The organism is Variovorax paradoxus, from assembly GCF_902712855.1.
Lineage (GTDB): Bacteria > Pseudomonadota > Gammaproteobacteria > Burkholderiales > Burkholderiaceae_C > Variovorax > Variovorax paradoxus_Q.
Window position 1 is genome coordinate 2,298,705 of the sequence record NZ_LR743507.1, and the last position, 26,297, is coordinate 2,325,001.

The 26,297-nt window shown below is 68.3% G+C and carries 18 protein-coding genes and 1 pseudogene; 17 read left to right on the forward strand and 2 right to left on the reverse strand.

What is annotated here, in order from left to right; genetic code table 11:
• Window positions 1-34: 34 nt before the first annotated feature.
• The 6 genes and pseudogenes from AACL56_RS10335 to AACL56_RS10360 all read left to right on the forward strand — a co-directional run.
• Window positions 35-3,859 (forward strand): annotated as a pseudogene (locus tag AACL56_RS10335) (beta strand repeat-containing protein); the annotation flags it as partial.
• 1,023 nt (window positions 3,860-4,882) lie between these two features.
• Window positions 4,883-6,229, forward strand: a complete 1,347-nt coding sequence (locus AACL56_RS10340) for a YadA-like family protein (protein WP_339092842.1) — start codon at window positions 4,883-4,885, stop codon at window positions 6,227-6,229.
• Between the two features lie 106 nt (window positions 6,230-6,335).
• Window positions 6,336-7,487, forward strand: a complete 1,152-nt coding sequence (locus tag AACL56_RS10345) for a DUF2827 domain-containing protein (RefSeq protein ID WP_339089750.1) — start codon at window positions 6,336-6,338, stop codon at window positions 7,485-7,487.
• Window positions 7,484-8,614, forward strand: coding sequence for a DUF2827 domain-containing protein (locus AACL56_RS10350; RefSeq protein WP_339089751.1), 1,131 nt, complete (start codon window positions 7,484-7,486; stop codon window positions 8,612-8,614). The genes AACL56_RS10345 and AACL56_RS10350 overlap by 4 nt, the downstream gene beginning before the upstream one ends.
• 20 nt (window positions 8,615-8,634) lie before the next feature.
• Window positions 8,635-9,261, forward strand: a complete 627-nt coding sequence (locus AACL56_RS10355) for a hypothetical protein (RefSeq protein ID WP_339089752.1) — start codon at window positions 8,635-8,637, stop codon at window positions 9,259-9,261.
• A 127-nt stretch (window positions 9,262-9,388) separates the two neighbouring features.
• On the forward strand, window positions 9,389-11,659 hold the full coding sequence (locus AACL56_RS10360; protein WP_339089753.1) for an acyl-CoA dehydrogenase: 2,271 nt from the start codon (window positions 9,389-9,391) through the stop codon (window positions 11,657-11,659).
• Here the strand turns inward: AACL56_RS10360 and AACL56_RS10365 are convergent.
• Entirely contained in the window at window positions 11,553-12,410 is an 858-nt protein-coding gene (locus tag AACL56_RS10365; protein WP_339089754.1) for a helix-turn-helix domain-containing protein, read from the reverse strand. The genes AACL56_RS10360 and AACL56_RS10365 overlap by 107 nt on opposite strands.
• A gap of 132 nt (window positions 12,411-12,542) precedes the next feature.
• On the opposite strand from AACL56_RS10365, the gene AACL56_RS10370 reads away from it, so the two are divergent.
• The 11 genes from AACL56_RS10370 to AACL56_RS10420 all read left to right on the forward strand — a co-directional run bounded on the left by AACL56_RS10370 (window position 12,543) and on the right by AACL56_RS10420 (window position 24,907).
• Window positions 12,543-12,956 carry a hypothetical protein gene (locus AACL56_RS10370; RefSeq protein ID WP_339089755.1) on the forward strand — a complete coding sequence of 138 codons (414 nt, stop codon included), beginning with the start codon at window positions 12,543-12,545 and terminating at the stop codon, window positions 12,954-12,956.
• Between the two features lie 193 nt (window positions 12,957-13,149).
• Window positions 13,150-16,026 carry an aconitate hydratase gene (locus AACL56_RS10375; RefSeq protein WP_339089756.1) on the forward strand — a complete coding sequence of 959 codons (2,877 nt, stop codon included), beginning with the start codon at window positions 13,150-13,152 and terminating at the stop codon, window positions 16,024-16,026.
• A 4-nt stretch (window positions 16,027-16,030) separates the two neighbouring features.
• The gene (locus AACL56_RS10380) at window positions 16,031-16,492 is read left to right on the forward strand and encodes a metallophosphoesterase family protein (RefSeq protein ID WP_339089757.1); all 462 of its coding nucleotides are present in this window, start codon (window positions 16,031-16,033) and stop codon (window positions 16,490-16,492) included.
• 190 nt (window positions 16,493-16,682) lie between these two features.
• Window positions 16,683-17,519, forward strand: coding sequence for an iron uptake transporter permease EfeU (efeU, locus tag AACL56_RS10385; protein WP_339089758.1), 837 nt, complete (start codon window positions 16,683-16,685; stop codon window positions 17,517-17,519).
• A gap of 9 nt (window positions 17,520-17,528) precedes the next feature.
• Window positions 17,529-18,716: an iron uptake system protein EfeO gene (gene efeO / locus AACL56_RS10390; protein ID WP_339089759.1), complete on the forward strand. Its 1,188-nt coding sequence runs from the start codon at window positions 17,529-17,531 to the stop codon at window positions 18,714-18,716.
• 28 nt (window positions 18,717-18,744) lie between these two features.
• On the forward strand, window positions 18,745-20,070 hold the full coding sequence (gene efeB, locus AACL56_RS10395) for an iron uptake transporter deferrochelatase/peroxidase subunit (RefSeq protein ID WP_339089760.1): 1,326 nt from the start codon (window positions 18,745-18,747) through the stop codon (window positions 20,068-20,070).
• 38 nt (window positions 20,071-20,108) lie between these two features.
• Window positions 20,109-20,945: an iron uptake system protein EfeO gene (gene efeO / locus AACL56_RS10400; RefSeq protein WP_339089761.1), complete on the forward strand. Its 837-nt coding sequence runs from the start codon at window positions 20,109-20,111 to the stop codon at window positions 20,943-20,945.
• A 204-nt stretch (window positions 20,946-21,149) separates the two neighbouring features.
• Window positions 21,150-21,449: a FeoA family protein gene (locus tag AACL56_RS10405; RefSeq protein ID WP_339089762.1), complete on the forward strand. Its 300-nt coding sequence runs from the start codon at window positions 21,150-21,152 to the stop codon at window positions 21,447-21,449.
• Window positions 21,442-23,337 (forward strand): ferrous iron transporter B, encoded by a 1,896-nt coding sequence (feoB, locus tag AACL56_RS10410; protein WP_339089763.1) that lies wholly within the window; start codon window positions 21,442-21,444, stop codon window positions 23,335-23,337. Before AACL56_RS10405 ends, feoB begins: the two co-directional genes overlap by 8 nt.
• A 75-nt stretch (window positions 23,338-23,412) precedes the next feature.
• Complete coding sequence (locus tag AACL56_RS10415) at window positions 23,413-23,718, forward strand: DUF6587 family protein (RefSeq protein ID WP_339089764.1); 306 nt, start codon at window positions 23,413-23,415, stop codon at window positions 23,716-23,718.
• Between the two features lie 4 nt (window positions 23,719-23,722).
• Window positions 23,723-24,907, forward strand: coding sequence for an FAD-dependent monooxygenase (locus tag AACL56_RS10420; RefSeq protein ID WP_339089765.1), 1,185 nt, complete (start codon window positions 23,723-23,725; stop codon window positions 24,905-24,907).
• A 33-nt stretch (window positions 24,908-24,940) separates the two neighbouring features.
• Here the strand turns inward: AACL56_RS10420 and AACL56_RS10425 are convergent, their stop codons facing one another.
• Window positions 24,941-26,191 carry an SMI1/KNR4 family protein gene (locus AACL56_RS10425; RefSeq protein ID WP_339089766.1) on the reverse strand — a complete coding sequence of 417 codons (1,251 nt, stop codon included), beginning with the start codon at window positions 26,189-26,191 and terminating at the stop codon, window positions 24,941-24,943.
• Window positions 26,192-26,297: the final 106 nt, after the last annotated feature.

The following is a 26,297-nucleotide window of genomic DNA, read 5'->3' on the forward strand; positions in this document are numbered from 1 at the left end:
CCAGGCCAATGCCTTCGGCATCGCCAGCATCGCGATGGGCCAGAACGCCCTCGCTGCGAGCAACAACAACATCGCCATCGGCGCGGGCGCGAACGCGGCGGCGGTCAGCGCGGGCACCGCCATCGCGATCGGTGCGAACTCCATCGCCTCGTCCAACACCACGAGCGGCGATTCGCTGGCTTTCGGCACCGGTGCCAAGGCCACGGCGCAGGACGCGGTGGCGATCGGCGGCCAGGCCAACGCGAGCGGCACCAACGCCCTGGCCATCGGCGGAAACGAAGGTGGCGCCACCGGCACCAATGCGTCGGCCATCGGCGTGGGCGCCAACGCAACCGCCAACTATGCGACGGCGGTGGGCGCCGGCGCGACCGCGAGCGGCACCGGCGCGACGGCCATCGGTGCCAGCGGCACCGCGGCGGCCCGTGCCCTGGGCGCCAACTCGGTCGCGATCGGTGGCCAGGCCGTCGTCGGCAGCGCGGCCGATTCGGGTATCGCCATCGGCCTCAATGCCAATGCGCAGTCGCTCGCCACCATCGCCCTGGGAAGCGGTGCCAGTGTCGGAAGCGGCGCGGATTCGGGCATCGCCATCGGCACGAATGCGATTGCGACCAACAAGACGAACAACTTGGCGATCGGTGTCGGCGCAAAGGCGAATGGCGGCGGCGCGACCGCCATCGGCGCCGGCGCCAATGCCGCCTTTGGCAACGACGTGGCCTTCGGAACGAACGCGATGGCCCGCGGCGACGCGAGTTCGACCGCGCCTTCAACGGCCTTCGGGAACAACGCCAACGCCTGGGGCAGCAGTTCCACGGCCTTCGGCGTGTTCGCACAAGCCTTGGGCAGGACGTCCACGGCATTCGGCTATTCCTCGAACGCCGCTGCCGAGAATGCCCTGGCAGTCGGCACGTTGGCGAAGGCCTTCGGCAATCGCAGCACCGCCGTCGGTGCCGGAGCCTCGGCCACAGGCGATTTCTCCTCGGCCCTGGGCCGCACGGCGAACGCTGCCGCTGTCGGCGCGCTGGCACTCGGAACGAATTCCGTGGGCGGCGCATCCGCCGCCGCGGCCGATTCGATCGCCATCGGCGGCCAGTCCAGCGTCGTGGCCGCGGCAACCTCCGGCATCGCGCTCGGTCGCGGTGCGATCGTCAACGGCGCCTTCGGCATTTCCCAGGGCGACGGCGTCGTCAGTGGCGCCACGGGACAGAACGTCGCCATCGGTTCGTCGGGCACGAGCGCGAACTCCAGCACCGCCGCGGGTGGGGCGGTGGCCATCGGCCGTGGCCAGAAGGCCATTGGCGATGGCGCGGTCGCCATTGGCGATCCCAACGTCTCGGAGGGCACCGGCGCGGTGGCCATCGGCAATTCCAACAATGCGACCGGGCAGGGCGCGGTTGCGATGGGCAACAATTCCAGCGCCACCGCGGCCGGCACGCTCGCCTTCGGCGACACGGCCAGCGCATCGGCCACCAACGCCATCGGTTTCGGCGCCGGCGCGAATGCCGCTGCCGCGACAGCCGTCGCCATCGGACAAAGCGCCCTGGCCTCGGGCAACGCCGGCATCGCGCTGGGTTCCGGCGCACGCTCGATCGCGGATGGCGCCATCGCCATCGGCAAGAACGCCACCATCGGTTCGAAAACCGATGTCAATACCATCGCTATCGGGCCCAATGCGAACAGTTGGGGCGGAAGCATCGCGCTGGGCACCGGCGCATCCGCCGACCAGATCGGCACTGCGGCGCAGGACGCTTCTATCGCGATCGGCGGGAATGCTGCCACCGACGACCGGACGACCCGAAGCATCGCGATCGGCAATGGCGCGACGGTCAAGCCGCCGGGGGCGACAGTGGTCGATGCCGCGATCGCATTGGGCGCCAATGCAACTGGCACCGCGTCGAACACGGTGGCCATCGGCACGCTGGCCACTGCAACGTATGCCAACAGCATCGCGATTGGTGCGGGCAGCGTGACCGGCGCGGCCTCTCCGACTGGCGCCGGCTTCCTCACCGGCACCGCCGCACCCGCATCCGAGGTTTCGGTGGGCTCGGCTTCCGCCCTGCGGCGAGTCACGAATGTGGCCGACGGCGCCGCTCCCCAGGACGCCGCGACCGTGGCCCAGTTGAGCACCGGCATGAGCACCACGGTCAGCAGTATTTCCAGCCTGTCCACGTCGAGTTCGACCGGCCTGAGCACGGCCACCAGCAGCATCGGCAGCCTGTCCACAGGCCTGAGCACGACCAACAGCGCAGTTGCCAGCCTTTCGACGAACCTCAGCTCCTCGACGATTGCCATCAACAGTTTGTCCACGGGCCTGAGCACAACCAACAGCGGCGTAGCGAGCCTGTCGACGTCGACCTCCACGGGGCTGAGCACGGCCACGAGCAGCCTCGACAGCCTGTCCACGTCGACTTCATCGGGCCTGAGCACTGCGACCAGTGGCATCAGCAGCCTGTCGACTTCCACATCGACTGGCATCAATAGCCTGTCCACGGGCTTGAGCACGACCAGCAGCAGCGTCGCGAGTCTCTCGACCTCGACTTCGTCGGGCTTGAGCACCGCGACCAGTGGCATCAGCAGCCTTTCGACCTCGACCTCCACAGGCTTGAGCACGGCCACGAACAGCATCGAAAGCCTGTCCATGTCGACCTCGACGGGCTTGAGCACCGCGAACAGCGGCATCGGCAGCCTGTCGACGGGTCTCAGTACGACGAACAGCAGCTTTGCGAGCCTGTCGACCTCGACCTCAACGGGCTTGAGTACGGCGACCAGCGGCATCAACAGCCTGTCCACGGGTCTCAGCACCACCAACAGCAGCGTCGCGAGCCTGTCCACCTCGACCTCTACGGGCATCGCCAGTCTGTCGACCTCGACCTCCACGGGTCTAAGCACTGCGACCAGCGGCATCGACAGCCTGTCGACTTCCACATCGACGGGCATCATTAGCCTGTCTACGGGCCTGAGCACAACCAACAGCAGCGTCGCGAGTGTGTCGACCTCGACTTCGTCGGGCTTGAGCACTGCGACCAGCGGCATTAATAGCTTGTCGACCTCTGCCTCGACCGGCATCAACAGCCTGTCGACGGGTCTAAGCACGGCAACGAGCAGCGTCGACAGCCTGTCCACCTCGACCTCCACGGGGCTGAGCACTGCGACCAGCGGCATCGGCAGCCTGTCCACGGGTCTCAGCACCACCGACAGCAGCGTTGCTAGCTTGTCGACCTCCACCTCGACCGGCATCAGCAGTCTGTCGACGGGTCTCAGCACCACTAACAGCAGCGTCGCGAGCCTGTCGACTTCCACGTCGACCGGTATCAGCAGCTTGTCGGCTTCGACTTCCACAGGGCTGAGCACGGCTTCGAGCAGCATCGACAGCCTGTCCACGTCGACTTCCTCCGGCCTGAGCACGACGAACAGCTCAGTGGCCAGCCTGTCGACTTCAACTTCGACCGGCATCAGCAGCCTGTCTACCGGCCTGAGCACGGCAACCAGCGGCATCGGCAGCCTTTCGACCGGACTGAACACGACCAACAGCAACCTGGGCACCCTGAGCTCGTCGGTCAGCTCGATCTACAACACGGGCACGAAGTACTTCCACGCCAACAGCACCGGCGCGGACAGCCAGGCCATCGGCGCCAACAGCGTGGCCATCGGCCAGGACGCCATCGCCAACGGCGAGAACAGCATCGCACTCGGCGCAGGCAGCGTGACCAGCGCGGCCTCTCCGACCGGCGCCGGCTTCCTCACCGGCACTGCGGCACCCGCATCCGAGGTTTCTGTGGGCTCGGCTTCGGCCCTGCGACGGATCACGAACGTGGCCGATGGTTCTGCCCCGCAGGACGTCGTGACTGTGGCCCAGCTGAGCACCGGCATGAGCACCACGGCGAGCAGCATCGGCAGCCTGTCGACCGGCTTGAGCACGACCAGCAGCACGGTCGCCAGCCTGTCGACGAACATCAGTTCCTCGACGAGTGCCATCAACAGCCTGTCCACGGGTCTGAGCACAACCAACAGCGGCGTTGCGAGTCTGTCGACTTCCACGTCGACCGGCATCAGCAGCTTGTCGGCTTCGACCTCCACGGGTCTGAGTACGGCTTCGAGCAGCATCGACAGCCTGTCCACGTCGACCTCGTCGGGCCTGAGCACGACGAACAGCTCAGTGGCCAGCCTGTCGACTTCCGCGTCGACCGGGATCAGTAGCCTGTCGACCTCGACCTCCACAGGCTTGAGCACGGCCACTAGCAGTATCGATAGCCTCTCTACCTCGACCTCGACGGGCCTGAGCACTGCGACCAGCGGCATCAACAGCTTGTCGACCTCCACCTCGACCGGCATCAGCAGTCTGTCGACGGGTCTCAGTACGGCAACGCGCAACGTCGACAGCCTGTCCACCTCGACCTCCACAGGGCTGAGCACGGCCGCGAGCAGCATCGACAGCCTGTCCACGTCGACCTCGACGGGCTTGAGCACTGCGACCAGCGGCATCAACAGCCTGTCGACGGGTCTCAGCACCACCAACAGCAGCGTCACCAGTCTGTCGACCTCGACCTCCACCGGTCTGAGCACTGCCGCAAGCAGCATCGATAGCTTGTCCACGTCGACCTCGACGGGCCTGAGCACTGCGACCAGCGGCATCAACAGCCTGTCCACGGGTCTCAGCACTACCGATAGCAGCGTTGCGAGCCTGTCGACCTCGACCTCCACGGGTCTGAGCACTGCCGCAAGCAGCATCGACAGCTTGTCCACGTCGACCTCGACGGGCCTGAGCACTGCGACCAGTGGCATCAACAGCCTGTCGACGGGTCTCAGCACCACAAACAGCAGCGTGGCCAGCCTGTCGACTTCGACCTCCACGGGTCTGAGCACTGCCGAAAGCAGCATCGGGAGCTTGTCCACGTCGACCTCGACGGGCCTGAGCACTGCGACCAGCGGTATCAACAGCCTGTCGACGAGTGTCAGCACCACAAACAGCAGCGTTGCGAGCCTGTCGACTTCCACGTCGACTGGTATCGGTAGCCTGTCGACCTCGACCTCGACGGGTCTCAGTACAGCCACGAGCAGCATCGACAGCCTGTCGACCGGCCTCAGCACGACCAACGGCAATGTCGCGAGCCTGTCGACCTCCGCGTCGACCGGCCTGAGCACGACCAACGTCAACCTCAACAGCCTCAGCACCTCGGTCAACAACATCTACAACACCGGCACCAAATACTTCCACGCCAACTCGACGTCGGGCGACTCGGTGGCCAGCGGGCAGGAAGCCGTGGCGATCGGTCCGCAGTCGGTGGCCAGCAGCGCCAACTCCTTTGCCGCCGGCAACGGTGCGAAGGCCACGGCCGAGGGTGCTATGGCGATGGGGTTCGGCGCGCAGGCGACGGGCACCGACGCCATCGCCATCGGCACGGGAGCATTGGCCACGGGCTCGCAGGCCATTGGCGCCAATGCCCGCGCGGGCGGCGGCGGCGTGGCCCTGGGCGACAACGCGGATGCCGGCGGCACGCCGCTGAGCCAGGCGCAGAACGTCTCCGAGGGCACGGCCATCGGCTTCGGCGCGGTGGTGCAGCAAAGCGGCGGCGTGGCGCTGGGCTCCGGCTCGGTGGCTTCCACCGTGGCCGGCGTGGCCGGCTACGTGCCGGGCAGCGCGACGGCGAAGGACCAGGCGGCCATCAGGGCGACCACCAGCACGCAGGCGGCGGTGTCGGTGGGCGACGCTGCCAGCGGCCAGTTCCGCCAGATCACCGGCGTGGCGGCGGGTACGGCCGACAGCGACGCGACCAACGTGGCGCAGCTGAAGGCCGCATCCGCGGCGGCGAAGGCCAGCAGCGCGCAGTACGCGACCAACCCCGACGGCTCGGTCAACTACGGCCTGCTCGCGCTGGGCAACGGGCAGGCGCCCCTCGGCACGCGCGTGAGCAACGTGGCGCCGGGCATCCTGCCCGGCGACGCGGTCAACGTGCAGCAGCTCAACCAGGTGCAGGGGCAGGTGGGCGACGTGGCGCGCATCGCGTACTCGGGCACGGCCATGGCCTTCGCGATGTCGGGCACCTACCTGCCCACGCTGTACCCCGGAGAGAAGACCGTGGGCGTGGGGCTGGGCAGCTACAAGGGCTACACCGCGCTGGCGCTGAACTTCAAGACGCTGTCCGACGACGGCAAGATGTCGTGGGGCGCGGGGGTGACGACCACGGGCAAGGAATGGGGCATCAACGCCGGTATCGGCTGGAAGTGGAAGTAAAGAAACAAGGACGTCAATCACTGAAAGGCCGCTCACCCGGCCCTCGAACAGGCGGCCCCCGTGGCGATGGCGCGGGGGCCGTTTCTTTTGGTACACACTCCGCCTCATGCGCATCGGTATTTCAGTCCTCACCCACGCCGGTCAGAACATCTGGGAGAACGGGATGGGGCAGAACGTCCTGTTCCTTGCCCGCTTGCTGCAACGCATCGGGTTCGTCGAATCCGTCGCGCTGATCGACGCGGGCGACCAGGAAGCGATGCCGCCGCAGGTCGACACCACGGCCATGGGCCTGGCCTTTGGACGCGCGCGCGAGCTCACCGACTCGCTGGACGTGGTCATCGAGATGGCCGGTGCGCTCGACATGCAATGGCTCTTGCACTTCCGCGCATGCGGAGGCCGCGTGGTGTTTCATTGTGCAGGTCAGCCTTTCGCGGCCCTGGCCGAGCCGATCGTCTTCACCGACAAGGGGCACTTCAGCAGGCCCGACCGCTGCGACGAGGTTTGGCTGCTGCCGAAGGATGCGACCTTCGCGCCGATGATGCACACCATGCACCGCTGCCCGGTGTTCGAGGTGCCTTACCTGTGGTCGCCGCAGTTCCTGGCCCAGCGCGTCGCCGAGGTCGAGGCCGCGGGCCACCGCTTCGGCTATGTGCCGCGCACGGCCGAGCAACCGGGGTTTCGCGTCGCGATCTTCGAGCCCAACATCTCGGTGGTGAAGTCCAGCAGCGTGCCCATGCTGATCTGCGACGGGGCGTATCGCGCGGACCCTTCGGCCGTGACTTCGATGCAGGTGCTCAACACGCTGCACCTGAAGGACCACCCGACCATGCTCTACCTGGCGAACTCGCTCGACATCGTGCGCCAGCACAAGGCGATCTTCCTCGGCCGGCACGACTTCGCAGGCTTCATGGCGCAGTTTGCCGACGCCGTGGTCTCGCACCAGTGGCAGAACGACCAGAACTACAGCTACCTCGACGCGCTTCACGGCAACTACCCGCTGGTGCACAACTCTCCCTGGCTGCGCGACGCGGGCTACTACTACCCCGACTTCGACATCCCCGCCGGCGCGGCGCAACTGCTGCAGGCTGTGCGCGACCACGACCGGCAGCTCGATGACTACCGCGCGTGCTCCATGCGCGTCTTCGAGTCGCTCGATCCATTCAACCCGGCGAACGTCGAGGACTATGCGCAGCGCCTGCTGCACCTGGTGGGCGGCGACCCCGCGTTCCGCGCCGATGCAGCGAGGTCCGCCGCATGATGCCGGCGAAGCTCAAGGTCGGCGTCTCCATATTCATCCGCAAGGGCGAGCAGAGCCTTTGGGAGAACGGTGTCTACCAGAACTGCCTGTTCCTCGTGATGCTGTTGCTGCGCTCGCCGCGCGTGGAAAGCGCGGTGCTCGTGGCCGGCGGCGGCGACGGCGGCCCGGCGGACGCCGCCAGCTTCCTTGCAGATTCGCCGGTGCCGATCATCGACATGGTCACCGCAGGGCAGCAGCTAGACCTCATGATCGAGATGAGTGCCCAGCTCGCCATGCCTTGGTCGGTGGCCTTTCGCGAACGCGGCGGCCGGATCGTCTCGATGCGCGTGGGCAACGACTACGTGATCGACATCGAGCGCATGATCTTCGACAAGCCGCACGGTCTGCTGATATCGGGCGCGCCCTACGACGAGGTATGGACGATTCCCGAGTACGAGGTGTCGTGCAAACCCTATTTCGAGAGCACCTTCCGCGCGCCGGTGCGGCTCATGCCGCATCTGTGGAGTCCGATGGTGCTGGAGCGCGCCATGGCACGTGCTCCCGACAGCCCGCGTTTTGCCTACGAGCCCGGCCGCAAGCAGTGGCGCGTGGCCATCTTCGAGCCCAACATCTGCATGGTGAAGACATGCTTCATCCCCATGCTGGGCTGCGAGGCGGCGCACCGCGCGCAGCCGAGACTCATCGAGAAGATGTGGGTCTTCAACAGCTTCCACCTGAAGGACAAGCCGTTGTTCGTCGGCTTCGCGCAGAGCCTGGACATCGTGCAGCACGGCCTGGCCACCTTCGAAGGGCGCTTTCCCGTCTACCAGGTGATGCCCGGCAAGATCGACGCCGTGTTCGCGCACCACTGGGAGAACGCGCAGAACTACGTGTACTACGAGGCGTTGTACGGCGGCTATCCGCTGATCCACAACTCGCACCTCATCGGCGATTGCGGCTACCGCTATCACGGCTTCGACTGCGAGGAGGGCGGCCTCGCGCTTCGGCGCGCCTTCGCCGGGCACGACGCCGACCTGCCCGCCTACCGCGAGCGAGCGCGCCGCTTCATCGCCACGCTCGATCCCGAAGGCGAGGACAACGTGCGCGCCTACACGGCGGCCATCGAGCAGCTGTATGCCCAGGCCTGACACACGAGGACCGACACGCCATGAACCACGCCCTTGCATTCCTTCGCTGGCTGCCCGCCGTCGTTGCATGGACTGCCAGCGGGGCGGCGTTGGCGCAAGGTGTTCTGGTGCCCTCGACAGTGCCCCTGGCACCGCAGGACACGCTGACCCGCGCCGCTACCAGCGTGGGCATCAGGCGATGCCTGCCGGCCATTTCGCGGCTGTCTTCGCTGACGGTGCAAGGCAGCCGCAGCCACGATGTGCTTCTCGACTGGGACCGCAAGCGCCCCGACACCGGCCCGATGTTTTCCCTCATCGGCATGCAGTACCCGAACGCCGGGGTCGCCGCCTCGATCACTGCCATTCCTGACGAGGGCGGCAACTGCACCGTGTCGGCCGAACGCATTTCGGTCGCGCCTTTCACCTGCGAGAGCGTCGCGCAGCAGGAACTCGCCGGCTACCAGATGACGCGGCTGCTTCCCAACTATGCCGTGTACACCGACGCCAGGGAGCCGACATCGTCGGTCTCTCTGATCGATTCGCCGCCGGGCTGCCTGGTCATCCGCCGCTACGTGGAATACGGCTGGCGCGATCCGGTTGCCGCCGGCGCGGCATTGCCGGCGCAGGTGCCGGTGCCACCGGTCCCAAAGGGCAGGGCGACCAGGTAACGCAGGTCGGCGGGTTCGTCTCCGACAGGCACGGACGCCGTTGGCCGGCCCGCCTGGTGGGTCGCAATGTCCAAGAATGGTGTCGATCCGCGCCCCGTCGTCGCGGAAGCCTGAAAGGAGACGCACCATGCCGCTGGCGACCCTCATCGGCCGATGGGCCATGCAGCCATTTTCGAAGGCGCTGCCGCCGCTCGGCGATACCGAGCGCGCCGCGCTGGAGGCCGGCACGGTCGGCTTCGAGGGGCGCCTGTTCTCGGGCAATCCTGATTTCGACGTTCTCTCCGGCATGGGGCCGAACCGGCTCGACGCACGCGAACTGGCCTTCCTCGATCGCGAAGTGCGCGAACTGTGCCGCATGCTCGACGACCACGCCATCGACGAGGCGCGCGACCTGCCGCCCGAGGTGTGGCGCTACCTGCGGGAGAAGCGCTTCTTCGGGATGATCATTCCCGAGGAGTTCGGCGGGCTGGGCTTCGGCCATCACGCGCACGCCACGGTCGTGGCGCGCATCGCAACGGTCAACACCGCCACCGCCGTCACCGTGATGGTGCCCAACTCCCTCGGTCCGGCCGAACTGCTGCTGCGCTACGGCACCGACGCGCAGAAGGCGCACTACCTGCCGCGCCTGGCCGACGGCCGCGAGCTGCCCTGTTTCGGCCTCACATCGCCGTATGCGGGCTCGGATGCGGCGTCGATTCCCGACCGCGGCGTGCTGGTCGAGCGCGAGTTCGATGGCCGCATGACGCGCGGATTCCTGGTCGATTTCGACAAGCGCTACATCACGCTCGCGCCCGTGGCCACGGTGGTCGGCCTGGCCTTCCATGCCGTCGACGAGAGCCGGCCCGAAGGCCAGCGCGACCTCGGCATCACCTGCGCGCTGATCCCCGTACCGCACGAGGGCATGGACATCGGCCGCCGCCACCGGCCGATGGACAGTGCCTTCATGAACGGCCCGATCCACGGCCGGCAGGTGTTCGTGCCGATGGACTGGATCATCGGTGGAGAGAAGCAGGTGGGCCAAGGCTGGCGCATGCTGATGGAATGCCTGGCCGCGGGCCGCGCGATTTCGCTGCCGGCGCTGGGCTCGGCCATGCAGCAGACCGCGCTGTACGTGAGCAACGGCTATGGACAGATCCGTGAGCAGTTCGGCATGCCGGTGGGCAAGTTCCATGCGGTGGCGGGGCTGGTCGCGCAGATGTCGGCCGAGCTCTACGCCAGCGATGCGGCCCGCCGCTTCACCGCGGCCGCCCTCGACAAGGGAGAGCGGCCCAGCGTGGCCAGCGCCATCCTCAAAGTGCAGCTCACCGAGGCGGGGCGCCGCGCGGTCAACCACGCCATGGACATCCTCGGCGGCAAGGGCATCATCTACGGCCCGTCGAACCTGCTGGGCGTGTCGTACCGGCAGGCGCCGATCGCCATCACCGTGGAGGGCGCGAACATCCTGACGCGCGCGCTGATCGTGTTCGGCCAGGGTGCGGTGCGCTGCCATCCGCATGTGCTCGACGAGATGGCCGCCGTGCAGGCGAAGGACGAGACTGCGCTGGGTCGCGCCCTCATCGCGCACGGCAAGCACGTGGCGGCCAACCTGTGGCACAGCGTGTTCGGCGCGCCGGTGCTCGGCGAGCCGCCCAAGGAGCTGGAGCACGAGGCTCGGCTGCTCGCGCGCATGAGCGCCAAGTACGCCCTGACCGCCGATCTTGCGATGGGCATGCTCGGCGGCAAGCTCAAGCGCATGGAGCTGCTGTCGGCGCGGCTGGGCGACGTGCTCGCGCACCTGTACCTGGCCAGCTCGTGCATCTGGCGCTACGGCGTCGATGCGGCGCCCGAACTGCTGCCGTTCGCGCGCGCGGCGATCCGGGTGCAGCTCGACGAGGCCGGCAAGATCCTGCGCGACCTCTATGCCAACCTGCCGGCGCCGGGCCGGCGCCTGGTCGGCGCGCTGGTGCTGCGCCGCACCTCGCACCTGGCGCCGTTGCGCGACGTGCAGTTGCTCGAGCTGTCGGAACTGCTGCGCAGCAACCCGCGCATCGTCGAACGCCTGGCGCCCGACCTCAGCGAGCCCGCGGCCGGCGGGCTGCGCGACCTGATGCATGCGATGGAACTCGGCGCCCGGCTCGGCGGCACGACCGCCGAACTCAACAAGGTACTGCGCCGCACGAATTCCCTCGAGGAGGCCGCGCGCTCGGCGCCCGACCCCGCGCTGGCGCTGGCTTATCTGAAGGCCGCCGACAAGGTGATCCAGGTGGACGACTTCGAAGGTCCGCCGCGCGGCGCGGACGGCAGGGCCGACCTCAATCCGCGCGAGACGGCTGCACGGACTGCGCCAGCGCCGTCAGCGCAGCCGCCGTCTGCTCATCGGCCGGAAAGAACGACTCCACCGCGAGTTCCTGCAATGTGACATCCACCGGCGTGCCGAAGATCGTGATGGTGCTGATGAAGCTCAGCACGCCGCCCGGCATCACCACCTGGAACGGCACGGCCACCGCCGACAGCGCGGTGTCGAGCGGCGGCGCGTCGTGGCTCACGGCCGGCGCGGGGTAGGCCGCCAGTTCGTCGTGCAGCGACTGCAGCGTTGCGTCGCCGGTGGCGGCGATCTGCTGCTGCAGCCGTTCGAGCAGGTGGGTGCGCCATTGCGCGAGGTTCGCGATGCGCGGGGCCACGCCGTCGGGGTGCAGGCTCAGGCGCAGCACGTTGATCGGCGGCTTGAGCAGTTCGGGCGCGGCGCCTTCCATCAGCAGCGGCACCAGCGCGTTGTGCGCCACCAGGTTCCAGTGGCGGTCCACGGCCAGCGCGGGAAAGGGTTCGTGTCCCTTGAGCACGAGGTCGATGGCGCGGCGCGCCGATGCCATCGCCGGATCGTCGAGCGATCGCTGGCGGTACATGGGCGCGAAGCCCGCGGCCACCAGAAGCGCGTTGCGCTCTCGCAGCGGTACCTCCAGCCGCTCGGCCAGCCGCAGCACCATCTCGCGGCTGGGCGCGGCCCGTCCGGTTTCCACATAGCTCAGGTGCCGGGTCGAGACCTCGGCCTCCTGCGCCAGGTCGAGCTGGCTCAGGCGTCGATGGGTGCGCCAGTGCCGCAGGTGGGCGCCGAACGGGTCGCGCGCGCCGGGCTGGCCGGCCTTGGACGTGTGGGGGCGAGGGGTGTTCATGGAGCCGCATTCTGGCGCGGCGGCGTCGTGCCGCCATGACCTCCGAGGTCATCGACGCCATGCCCGTCGGGCGGAATCATGGGCTCCAACGCGGCAGGACAGGCTTGCGGCGTACCACCCAAGGAGATTCGCATGTCCGTCTTCGCATCCCCCCGCTTCCTGCCCAACGTCATGTGGGCCGACGCCGCCTCCTGCGCCGCGACCGGCGCGCTGCAGTTGGCCTTCACCGGTGCGCTGGCCGCGCTCACCGGACTGCCTGCGCCGCTGCTTGCAGGCACAGGCGTGTTCCTGCTGGCGTATGCGGCCGTCGCCGCGCTCATGGCCAGCCGCCGGACTCCGCCGCGCACGCTGATCGGCCTGGTGGTGTCCGGAAATTTCGGCTGGGCTGCGGCCTGCATCGCGCTGCTGGTGAGCGGCCTGTTCCCGGTCACCGCGATCGGCGTGGCCTGGGTGCTGGCACAGGCGGTGTGCGTGATCGTGCTGGCCGAGCTGCAATGGACCGGCCTGCGCCGCACCCGCGCCGCCGTCCGGATGGCCCTCGCCTGAAAGACCCTGCGGCTCATTCGGGAAACACCGTGGAACCGGCTCCGCCGGGCCACCGGTGTTGCCCCCGGCAGGGGGAGGGAGAAGCGACACGGAGTGCGCGCAGCCTGGGGGCGAGCCAGTTCCCCGACTACAACGGCTGACATTGTTCCCCGCTATCCTTGAGAGGCTTCCACGAACATACAGGAGTCTCCCTATGGCCAAAGCACCGGCTCACGCCTTTGCGCCCACCCTCAAGACCTTCAAGACCGCATCGGGCAAGTCCGGCAAATACTGGTCGCTGAAGGAGCTGGCCAAGCAATACCCGTCCATCGACCGGCTGCCGGTTTCCATCCGCATCGTGCTCGAGTCGGTGCTGCGCAATTGCGATGGCCAGAAGGTCACGGCCAAGCACGTCGAGGAACTGGCCCACTGGGCGCCGAATGCCGAGCGCGTCGACGAGATCCCCTTCGTCGTCACCCGCGTGGTGCTGCAGGACTTCACCGGCGTGCCGCTGCTGGCCGACCTGGCCGCCATGCGCAGCGTGGCCCAGAAGCTGGGCAAGTCGCCCAAGACCATCGAGCCGCTGGTGCCCGTCGACCTGGTGGTCGACCACTCGGTGATGGTCGACTACTACGGCACGCCCAAGGCGCTCGACCTGAACATGAAGCTGGAGTTCCAGCGCAACAACGAGCGCTACCAGTTCATGAAGTGGGGCATGCAGGCCTTCGACACCTTCCGCGTCGTGCCCCCGGGCTTCGGCATCGTGCACCAGGTGAACCTCGAGTACTTCGCGCGCGGCGTCTACACCAGCCCGAACGACAAGGCCGACGTGCCCGTCTACTACCCCGACTCGCTGGTGGGCACCGACAGCCACACCACCATGATCAACGGCGTGGGCGTGGTCGGCTGGGGCGTGGGCGGCATCGAGGCCGAGGCGGCCATGCTGGGCCAGCCCGTGTACATGCTGACGCCCGACGTGGTGGGCTTCGAGCTCACCGGCAAGTTGCGCGAGGGCGTCACCGCCACCGACCTGGTGCTGTACGTCACCGCCATCCTGCGCGCCGAGAAGGTGGTGGGCAAGTTCGTCGAGTTCTTCGGCCCGGGCGCCGCGTCCATCGCCGTGCCCGACCGCGCGACCATCGGCAACATGGCGCCCGAGTACGGTGCGACCATGGGCTTCTTCCCGGTCGACGACATGACCGTGGCCTACTTCGAAGGCACCGGCCGCACCAAGGAAGAGGTCGAGCGCTTCGCCGCGTACTACAAGGCGCAGGGCCTGTTCGGCATGCCGAACCCCGGCGACATCGACTACACCAAGATCGTGCGCCTCGACCTGGGCACCGTGTCGCCCAGCCTCGCCGGCCCGAAGCGCCCGCAGGACCGCATCGACCTGGGCCACCTGTCGACCAAATTCTCGGAGCTCTACAGCAAGCCCAACGATGCCAACGGCTTCAACCAGCCGGCCGACAAGCTCAAGCTGCGCTATCCGCTGGCCGTGGCCGGCCAGGGCAGCGACGAAGAAGCCGCGGCGCCGCCGGCCGGGTCGCCCCGCGACCTCGAGGAGATGGTGGCCAACCGCTCGACCAAGGCCGCTGCGCACGTGAGCGCCACCGCACCCACGGCGCCGAAGGGCAAGACGGGCGAGGTCACCATCGGCAACGGCGACGTGCTGATCGCGGCCATCACCTCGTGCACCAACACCTCCAATCCCAGCGTGATGCTGGCCGCCGGCCTGCTGGCCAAGAAGGCGGTGGAAGCCGGCCTCACGGTCAAGCCGCACGTCAAGACCTCGCTGGCCCCGGGCTCGCGCATCGTCACCGAATACCTCGAGAAGGCGGGGCTGCTGCCTTATCTCGAGAAGCTGGGCTTCTACCTGGCCGGCTACGGCTGCACCACCTGCATCGGCAATGCCGGCGACCTGACGCCCGAGATCAACGAGGCGATCACCAGGAACGACCTGATCGGCGCGGCCGTGCTCTCGGGCAACCGCAACTTCGAGGCGCGCATCCACCCGAACCTGAAGGCCAACTTCCTGGCCTCGCCGCCGCTGGTGGTGGCCTTCGCCATTGCAGGCAACGTCATGACCGACCTCATGACCGAGCCGGTGGGCAAGGGCAAGAACGGCAAGGACGTGTACCTGGGCGACATCTGGCCAACGCCGAAGGAAATCGACGAGAACCTGCGCTACGCGATGAACGCCAAGTCGTTCCGCGCGAACTACGACAAGGTCAAGACCGATCCGGGCAAGTTCTGGAGCAGCATCAAGGGCACTGACGGCCAGGTGTACGACTGGCCCACTTCCACCTATATCGCCGAGCCGCCGTTCTTCGAAGGCTTCAAGATGAAGCCGCATGCGTCGGACGCAGGCTTCAAGGGCGCAAGAATCATGGCGCTGTTCGGCGACTCGATCACCACCGATCACATCTCGCCGGCCGGCTCGATCAAGGAAAGCTCGCCCGCGGGCATCTGGCTGAAGGCGCACGGCGTGGCCAAGGCCGACTTCAACAGCTACGGCTCGCGCCGCGGCAACCATGACGTGATGATGCGCGGCACCTTCGCCAACGTGCGCATCAAGAACCTCATGATTCCGCCGGACGCCAACGGCACGCAGGAAGAGGGCGGCGTCACGCGCTTCCAGCCGGGCAACGAGAAGATGTTCATCTACGACGCCGCCATGAAATACATGGCGCAGGGCGTCCCGACCGTGGTGTTCGGCGGCGAGGAGTACGGCACCGGCTCATCGCGCGACTGGGCCGCGAAGGGCACGCAGCTGCTGGGCATCAAGGCCGTGGTGGCACGCAGCTTCGAGCGCATCCACCGCGCGAACCTGGTCGGCATGGGCGTGCTGCCGCTGCAGTTCCGCGGCGCCGACTCGTGGCAGACGCTGGGGCTCACCGGCGACGAGAAGATCGACGTGGTCATCGGCAGCGAGCTGAAGCCGCAGATGGACGTGAAGCTGGTCGTGCACCGCCCTGACGGCACGCACCAGGAAGTCACGGTCCGCCTTCGCATCGACACGCCGATCGAGGTCGACTACTACAAGCACGGCGGCATCCTGCCCTTCGTGTTGCGGCAGCTCCTCGCGGCCTGACGCCGTGACACGGGTCGGACTCATCTCCGACACGCACGGCCTGCTGCGACCGCAGGCCGTCTCGGCCCTTCGGGGCTGCGACTTCATCGTGCACGGCGGGGACATCGGCAATGCCGGCATCCTCGACGCGCTGCGCGAAATGGCGCCGCTGACCGTGGTGCGCGGCAACAACGACCGCGAGGCATGGGCCGACGGCATCGCCGAGACCGAACTCGTCGCCTTCGGCGGCGTGCGTCTCTATGCCATCCATGACCTGTCGCAGCTCGACATCGACCCGCAGCGCGCGGGCGTGCGCGTGGTGGTGTCGGGGCATTCGCACAAGCCGAAGATCGAGGAGCGCGGCGGCGTGCTTTACATCAACCCCGGCAGTGCGGGGCCACGCCGCTTCAGCCTGCCGATCGCCGTGGCCGAACTGCTGATCGACGGCGACGCGGTCGGCGCGCGCATCGTCGAACTCCCTGTCTGAACGGTGCCGCGCCCCCGGCGAACGGCCGGGGCAGCCCATCATTACCATTCGGCAATCCAAAGCCCCCAAATGAGAATGTCTCTTATTTGATGGGGTATCCTCGTCCGCTCCTCCGCAGGCCACGTCGGGCGCCCGGTTCCGCCGGCGCACCGGCTCGCGGGGGGCTTTTCTTGCCCAGATTCCGAAGCCGATGCTCATTCCCTTTCTCATCATGCTGCGCGAAGGCATCGAAGCCGCGCTGATCGTCGGCATCGTTGCCAGTTACCTCAAGCAAAGCGGCCGTGGCGCATTGATGCCTGCGGTGTGGGTCGGCGTGCTGCTGGCCACCGCACTGTCGCTGTTCGCCGGCGCGGGCCTCCAACTGCTGGCGGCCGAGTTCCCGCAGAAGCAGCAGGAGCTGTTCGAAGGCGTGGTCGGGCTCATCGCGGTGGTCATGCTGACTTCGATGGTGTTCTGGATGCGCAAGGCCGCGCGCTCCATCAAGGGCGAACTGCAGGCCTCCATCGACAGTGCGCTGGCGAAAGGCGCGGACGGCCAGGGCTGGGCGCTGATCGGCATGGTGTTCCTGGCGGTCGCGCGCGAAGGCCTGGAGTCGGTGTTCTTCCTGCTGGCCGTGTTCCAGCAGAGCAGCGGCTGGGAGGCGCCGGTGGGCGCGCTGGCCGGCATCGCGGTGTCGGTCGTGATCGGCTGGGGCCTCTATTCGGGCGGCGTGCGGCTCGACCTGCGCCGATTCTTCCGGTTCACCGGTCTCTTCATTCTTCTGGTGGCCGCGGGCCTGCTGGCCGGCGTGCTGCGCAAGCTGCATGAGGGCGGCGTGTGGAACCACCTGCAGTCGGTGGTGTTCGACATGAGCGACGCCCTGCCCATGGACAGCCCCGTAGGCGCCGTCCTGTCGGGCCTGCTGGGCTACCAGGCTGCGCCCGTGGTGGGCGAGGTCGTCGTCTATCTGGCCTTCCTGGCCGTCGCCCTGTTCTTCTTCCTGCGCTCGGCACCCGCTCCGGCGCCACGCGCGGCCACGGCCCGCTGAAACCCTTCGATGCCTTCCTCTTCCGAACCCAAAGCTTCCTCATCCCACCTGATGCGCCTGGCGGTGGCCGGCTCGGCCGTGCTAGTGATCGCCGGCCTCGCGGCCTTCTGGTATGCCTCGAACGAGGCCAAAAAGGCGCCGGCCAAGGCGGCCGACAACGCCGTCACCGTCACCATCCAGGGCAACGCCTGCGAGCCCGCCGAGATCACCGTGCCCGCGGGGCGCACCACCTTCACCATCGTCAACAAGTCGAACCGCGCGCTCGAGTGGGAGATCCTCGACGGCGTGATGGTGGTGGAAGAGCGCGAGAACATCGCGCCGGGCTTCTCGCAGACCATGACGGTCAAGCTGCAGCCGGGCGAGTTCGCCATCACCTGCGGCCTCCTGAGCAACCCGCGCGGCAAGCTGCGGGTGACGCCGTCGGCCGCTTCCGACGCCGAGGCGGCGCGGCCGTCGCTCGTCAACTACGTGGGCGCGCTGGCGGAGTACCAGACCTTCCTGCGCCTGGAGGCCGGCTCGCTCGACGACGCGGTGCGCGCGCTGGCCGACGCCGTGAAGGCCGGCGACCTGCAGCAGGCCCGTGCGCTCTACGCGCCGGCCCACCAGGCCTACAAGCGCATCGAGCCGATGGCTGAACTGTTCTCCGACCTCGATACGCGCATCAACGCGCGCGCCGACTACTTCGAGAAGCGCGAGGCCGACCCCGGCTTCACCGGCTTCCACCGCATCGAGTACGCGCTGTACGGACAGAACGAAGCGAAGTCGCTGCCGCCGGTGGTCGAGCAACTCACGGCCGACATCGGTGTCCTCAAGGAGCGCCTGCGCGGGCTGAACATGCCGCCCGAGCGGCTGGCCGGCTCGGCGTCGAAGCTGCTGCGCCGCGTGGCCGACAACCTGCCTGCCGGTGGCGAGGACCACTACGGCCATGCCGAGCTCGTGAACCTGCAGGGCACCTACGAAGGCACGAAGAAGATCTCGGAGCTGCTGCAGCCGCTGCTGGTGAAGGCCGCGCCTGCCCTGCAGAAGAGCGTGGACGAGCGCTTCGCGGCCTTCGACGCCGCGCTGGCGCCCTACCGCGAAGGCGAGGGCTTCAAGCCCGCGCCGCTCGACGAGGCGCAACGCAAGGCACTGGCCGAACCGGTGCGCGCGCTGGCCGAGGAACTCGGCAAGGTGAATGCCGCGCTCGGCCTCGAGTGAGGCTGGCACAGGACCCGGAAGAATCCCCATGGAAAAGCAGAAGAACGAATCCGCGCCCGCCGAAGGGCAACCCGCATCCCCGAACCGCCGCCGCATGATCGGCGCGGCCGGCGCCGCCATCGCGGGGCTCGCGGCGGCAGCCCGTCCGGCCCACGCCGTAGACCCCGTTGCGCCCGCTGCGCCCGACAGCAGCGCTCAGGTCACCGACGCTCCGCAGAGCACCCATACCCAGGACCGCGTTCCTTTCCGCGGCAGGCACCAGGCGGGCATCGTCACGCCCCGCCCGACCGCGGGAATGATCGCGTCGTTCTACGTGCTGGCCGAGAACCGCGCCGACCTTGAGCGCCTGTTCCGCACGCTCACCGAGCGCATCGCCTTCCTCACACAGGGCGGCCCGCAGACCGACCCCGACCCCAAGCTGCCGCCCGCGGGCTCCGGCATCCTCGGGCCGGTGGTGCAGCCCGACGGGCTCACGGTGACGGTGTCGGTGGGCACCTCGCTGTTCGACGAGCGCTTCGGCCTCGAGAAGAAGAAGCCGGTGCGCCTGAACCAGATGCAGCGCCACCCGAACGACGCGCTGGATGCCGCGCTGTGCCATGGCGATCTGTCGATCCAGTTCTGCGCCAACACCCCCGACACCAACATCCACGCGCTGCGCGACATCATCAAGAACACGCCCGACCTGCTGGTGCTGCACTGGAAGCAGGAGGGCACCGTGCCGCCGATTCCGGCGGTGCCCGGCAAGCCTGCCGAGAGCGCACGCAATTTCCTCGGCTTTCGCGACGGCTCGGCCAATCCCGATTCGGCCGACGACAAGCTCATGGACACGCTCGTGTGGGTGCAGCCCGGCAGCGACGAGCCGGCATGGACCGTGGGCGGCAGCTACCAGGCGGTGCGCATCATCCGCAACTTCGTGGAGCGCTGGGACCGCACGCCGCTGCAGGAGCAGGAGGCCATCATGGGCCGCCTGAAGCCCACCGGCGCGCCGATGGACGGCGGCAGGACCGAGCACGACGTGCCCGACTACGCCAAAGACCCCGAAGGCAAGGTCACGCCGATGGACGCGCACATCCGCCTGGCCAACCCGCGCACGAAGGCTTCGGACAAGAACCTGATGCTGCGCCGGCCCTTCAACTATTCGAACGGCGTCACCAAGTCGGGCCAGCTCGAGATGGGGCTGCTGTTCATCTGCTACCAGGCCAACCTGGAGAACGGTTTCATCGCCGTGCAGAAGCGGCTCGACGGCGAGCCGCTCGAGGAATACATCAAGCCCATCGGTGGCGGCTTCTTCTTCACGCTGCCCGGCGTGAAGGACGAGCGCGACTGGCTGGGCCGCGGCCTGATGGCCGCATGAAGCCACTTTTTTCACCACCGTCAGACCCAAGGAGATCCATGACCGTGCAGTTCCGCCGCCGCTTCCTCGCCACTTTCATCGCAGGCTTCGCCGGGCTCTATGCCGTCGGCGCGCAGGCCGCCGTGTCGCCGCTCGAACTGGTCGGACCGATCTCCGACTACAAGATCTACGTCGCCGAGAACGTGCGCAAGCTGGCCGCGGACACCCGCACTTTCACCGCCGCGGTGAAGGCCGGCGACATCGAGAAGGCGAAGAAGCTGTACGCGCCCACGCGCACCAGCTACGAGCGCATCGAGCCGGTGGCGGAGCTCTTCAACGACCTCGACAAGTCGATCGACTCGCGCGCCGACGACCACGAGAAGGCCGAGAAGGACCCGGCCTTCGGCGGCTTCCACCGCATCGAGTACGGCCTGTGGACGCAGAAGAGCACCAAGGACCTGAACCCGGTGGCCGACAAGCTGCTGGCCGACGTGCTCGAGCTGCAGAAGCGCCTGGGCGCGCTCACCTTCCCGCCCGAGAAGGTCGTGGGCGGCGCCGCGGTGCTGATGGAGGAAGTGGCCGCCACCAAGATTTCGGGCGAGGAAAACCGCTACAGCCACACCGACCTGTGGGACTTCCAGTCGAACTTCGAGGGCGCCTTCAAGATCGTCGAACTGCTGCGCCCGTTGGTGGTGAAGGACAACAAGGCCTTCTCGGAAAAGACCGATGCCAACTTCAAGGTGGTGTTCGATACGCTGGCCAAGTACAAGACGGCCGATGGCGGCTTCGAGACGTACTCCAAGCTCAGCGAACGAGACCGCAAGCTGCTGGCCGGCCGGGTCAACACGCTGGCCGAAGACCTGTCCAAGCTGCGCGGCATGCTGGGGCTGAACTAGGAACGGTCCCAGGCTTCGCGCACTTGGCGTCGCATCGGCAATCCCGTGCAGGGCGGCACCAGCCGGCCTGCCAAGCCGGCCTGGCGGTGTTTCGGCCTTGCGCACCCCCCTTTTTGAAGGGTTGGTCAGGTTTTCGCGATTGAGAATTGCTAGCATCCGTGTTTTGCTTATTGGCGCGCCCGACATCCGGTGCGCACTCTCACCGTGCAAACCAACGACTCTGGCGCAGCGCCGGCCTCCGCCGCCCTGCGTCTCGACCAGCTACCGAACAACCAATGGGCCACCGTGCTCGACGTGGTCCGCCCCGACGACGCGGACGACCGCGAGCTCGTCCTGCGGCTGACCGAGATCGGCTTCGTGCCGGGCGAGGCCGTGCGCATCGTCGCGAGCGGCATCCCGGGCCGGGAGCCGCTGGCGGTCCGCCTGGGGCACACCACCTTCGCGCTGCGCCGCCACGAGGCAGCGCTGATCCACGTCACGCCGGGGGTCGCCCACCATGGTTGAAGCCGTCATCCAGGGCCCCGGCCGCCTGGCCCCCACTGCGCAGCCGGGGCGCATCGCATTGCTCGGCAATCCCAACTGCGGCAAGACCGCGCTGTTCAACCTGCTGACCGGCAGCCGCCAGAAGGTGGCCAACTACGCCGGCGTGACCGTCGAGCGCAAGGAAGGCACGCTGCGCACCGCCTCGGGCCGCCGCGTGTTCGTGCTCGACCTGCCGGGCGCCTACAGCCTGAACGCCCTGAGCGCCGACGAGGCCGTCACCCGTGACATCGTCACCGGCCAGAGCAAGGAAACGCTTCCCGACCTGCTGGTGTGCGTCACCGACGCCACCAACCTGCGGCTGAACCTGCGGCTGGTGCTGGAGGCCAAGCGCCTCGGCCTGCCGATGGTCATGGCGCTGAACATGACCGACATGGCGAAGAAGCAGGGCATCGCGGTCGACGCCGCCGTGCTGTCGCGCGAGCTGGGAATCCCGGTGATCGAAACGGTGGGCGTGCATTCCGGCGGCGCGCAGGGGCTGCTCGAGGCGCTCGACGCGCCGGTGGCCGCCGCCGTGCCGCAGCCCTGGCAGGCGCCCGGACTCGACGACGTGCTGGCCACGCAGCGCGAGGTGCGCCGCATCCTCGGCCTGGCGGTGAATGAGCCCGTGGGCAGCCTCGCCACCAGCGACCGCATCGACCGCGTGGTGCTGCACCCCGTGTGGGGCATGCTGGTGCTGGCCGTCACCATGTTCCTGATGTTCCAGGCCGTGTTCAGCTGGGCCAACATGCCCATGGATGCCATCAAGGCCGGCACCGAGTCGCTGGGCAACCTGCTCAAGGCGCACATGCCGGAAGGCATGCTGCAGAGCCTGCTGGTTGACGGCGTGATCGCGGGCGTGGGCGGCGTGGTGGTCTTCCTGCCGCAGATCCTGATTCTTTTCTTCTTCATCCTCGCGCTGGAAGACTCGGGCTACCTGCCGCGCGCGGCCTTCCTGCTCGACCGCGTCATGGGCACGGTGGGGCTGTCGGGCCGCTCGTTCATTCCGCTGCTGTCGAGCTTCGCCTGCGCCATTCCCGGTGTGATGGCCACGCGCACCATCAGCAACTGGCGCGACCGCATCACCACCATCATGATCGCGCCGCTCATGACCTGCTCGGCGCGGCTGCCGGTGTATGCGCTGCTCATCGCGGCCTTCATTCCGGCTCGCACCGTGGGCGGCATCTTCAACCTGCAGGGCGTGGTGCTGTTCGCGCTGTACGTGTTCGGCATCGTCTCGGCGATGGCAGTCGCCTGGGTGATGAAGCGCTTCCGAGACAACACCTCGCATTCGCCGCTGCTGATGGAGTTGCCTGCGTACCGCTGGCCGAACCCGCGCAACCTGGCGCTGGGCCTGTACGAGCGCGCATGGATCTTCATCCAGCGCGTCGGCACGATCATCCTCACGCTGACGATCCTGCTGTGGTTCCTGTCGACGTTCCCCTCGCCGCCCGAGGGCGCGACCGGCCCGGCCATCCAGTACAGCCTGGCCGGCATGATCGGCCGCGGGCTGGAGCACATCTTTGCCCCCATCGGCTTCAACTGGCAGATCTCGATCGCGCTCGTGCCCGGCATGGCCGCGCGCGAGGTCGCGGTGGGCGCCCTGGGCACGGTGTATGCGCTGTCGGCCACCGGTGACGACGTGGCGGGCGCGCTGGAACCGCTGATCGCGGGCAGCTGGACGCTGGCCACGGCGCTGTCGCTGCTGGTCTGGTACGTGTTCGCGCCGCAGTGCATCTCGACGCTGGCCGCGGTGAAACGCGAAACGGGCTCGTGGAAGTACGTGTGGATCATGGCCGGCTACCTGTTCGCGCTGGCCTACGGGGCCTGCTTCGTGACCTACCACGTTGCAGTGGCACTCGGAGCGGGGTAAAACCGGCAGATGCCCGGGCTGGCCGGCTTCGTCGGCCGCCAGCCCCGCCGGGCCCGGGATTGGAGTATTCGAGATATGACGCAACAATTGATCGTCGGGCTGATCGTCGCGGCCGCCGCGTTCTACGCGGTCTGGCGCTGGATGCCTGCGGGCTGGCGCCGCGGCGCCGCGCAGAAGCTGGCCGCCGGCACGCACCGCGCGGGATGGGTCGACGAGGAACGGGCCAAGGAACTGGCCGCATCGCTGGCCAAGACCTCGGGCTGCGGTTCGTGCGACAGCTGCGGCAGTTGCGCGCCCAAGGCTCCCCTCAAGCAACAACCGGAAGCCGACCAAGCCACCCGCCACAACGCCAGCGCGCCGTCGTCCACGCACGGCCGCTGAGCAGATGCCCGCGCACATCCTCGTCGCCGGCGGCGGCATCGGGGGGCTGGCCACTGCGCTGGCGCTTTCCCGTCGGCGGCATCGTGCCGACGTCTTCGAACAGGCACAGGCCTTCGGCGAGATCGGCGCCGGCGTGCAGCTCGGCCCCAATGCCACGCGGCGCCTGCAGCAACTCGACCTCGGCCCGGCGCTGGCTGCCATCGCGGCACGGCCGGATGCGCTGGCCGTCCTCAGCGCCGAGAGCGGTAACGAACTCGCGCAGATGCCGCTCGGCGACGCGATGCAGCAGCGCTACGGCGCGCCTTACTTCTGCGTTCACCGGGCCGACCTGCACGGCCTGCTGCTCGAGGCCGTGCGCGCGCGCGGCAACGGCACGCTCGTCACGGCGGCGCAGATCCGCCAGGTCGAGACCAGCGACGACCTGGTCTGCCTGTCGAGCACCGACGCACGGGCCTGGGAAGGCGAGGCGATCGTCGGCGCCGACGGCCTGTGGAGCATGGTGCGCAGGCAGCTCGACACGCCTTCGGCCGAGCAGCCCCCGCGCGTGACCGGGCATACGGCCTGGCGCGCCATGGTCGAGCAGGCGACGCTGCCCGCCGGGCTGCGCAGCAGGCAGGTCCGGGTGTGGCTTGGCGCGCGGCTGCACGCGGTGGCGTATCCCGTGCGCGGCGGCGACTGGCTGAACGTGGTGGTGATCGCCGAATCGGCACCGGCGGGCGATGCCCGCGACTGGGACCAGGCCGGCAGCGTCGCCGCGCTGAAGCAGGCCATGGGCCGCAGTTGCGCCGGGCTGCAGTCGCTGCTCGACGCCATGCCGGGCTGGCGTGCCTGGTCGCTCGGCGACCGCGCGCCCATGACTTCCGCGGCCGACATGGCGCACGAACGCGTCGCGCTGGTGGGCGACGCGGCGCACCCGATGGTGCCGTACCTGGCGCAGGGTGCGGGCATGGCGATCGAGGACGCGGTGGCGCTGGCCGACGCGCTGGGTGATGGCAGTGCGGCCGAAGTGCCCGGCGCCTTCTCCCGCTATGCCGAGGCGCGCTGGTCGCGCAATGCGCAGGTGCAGGCGCGTGCGCGCCGCAATGGCGAGATCTTTCATGCGACCGGCCTCGTGCGGCTGGGCCGCGACATGGCGATGCGCGTGCTGGGTGCGAGGCTGCTCGATCAGCCCTGGCTGTACGGCGGCTGAGCGCGGCCGTGTGGCCGCGCGGGCCGGGCTACCTCAGAGCCTGAAGGTCTGCAGGTGGCCGATGCGTTCGGCGATGCCTTCCTGTCCCAGGTAGTGGCTGTAGGCGCCGCCCTGGATCTTCGCCAGCGTGTCTTCGAGATCCTTCAGCATCGCGTCGCGCTCCACCGCGAAGGCGGGCGGCACGTCGATGTCCGCCCTGGCACAGGCTTCCGCGACGAGGTGCGCGCTCGCGGGTGCGCCGCAGGCCGCGCATTTCACGATGGCCTGCACGTCGGGCTCCGCGCCGTTGTCCAGCAATGCCTGCGTGAGTTCGGGCGAGATCTGTCCGTCGATGTTGCGCAGCACGTCGGCCGCCACCGGCGCACCGGCGCGCACCAATGCGGCGGCCGCGGCATAGGCGCCGTGCGATACCGCCACGTCGGTGGCGAGCGCACTGCCTTGCAACGGCCCGTCGAAGCCGATGCCCGCGGCGGCAAGCTGGGCAACCAGCTCGCCGTCGTCCGCGCCGACGGCATGGCGCACCGCGACGCGCGCCAGCGCAGGATGGTGGCGCAGCGTGCCCGCTGTCAGCGGCGTGCGCCAGTCGGCCACGGCGCGCCGGTAGTAGGCGACCAGCTTGTCCATCAGGTCGAGGTCGAGCCCGTGTTCCTCGTGCCGGTCGTCGAGGTACTCGAGCAGCGTCTGGCCCGAGAAATAGTCGCTGGTGGGCGCGAGCGGGTCTTCGTCGAGATGCAGCGCGGCGAAAGCGCCGTGCAGTTCGGCGGCGACGGTGTTCACGCTGTCCTGGTGCAGCGCATGGGTCCACGCCGGCGGTAGTCCCTTCTTCCAGGCGACGACCTGCCCGTGTTCGGCGCCGGGCTCGACCACCGCGTACATGCGGTCGGTGTACTCGAAGCCGCCGAAGGGCAGGTGCGTGAGCTTGCCGCTCCATGGCGTGCCGCTCTCCTGGGCGGCTTCCTCTGCGAGTTCGAGCTCGTGCTCGATCCAGCCCTGCAGGTCGTTGTAGCCGTCGCTGCCGTTCCAGAAGAGCTCGTTCCAGCTGATGGCTTCGAGGTTGCCCTGCATCTCGAGCGAGAGGTCGTAGTCGAGGCGGCCGCCCGCTGTCTGCTGCCACAGCCCGAGCAGTGCCTCGGGGATCGGGCCGGCGCAGGCGGCCTGCACCGCGGCAAGCTCCGCTTCGGGCATCGGCGGTTGCGCGTCGAAGATCACGCGGTCGGCGAACAGCACGACGCCATGCTGGCGGAGGGTGGAGAGTTCGTCGGGTGTGAACCGGATGTCGTTCATGGCTGAGGCCTCCGTTGTTTTGAAAACTGTAGCGCTTTGAGCCGTGCGGGCAACCCATGACACCCCAGCTTCATGAGGGCGTTGTCGTCGACCGCATCGGTCGCGC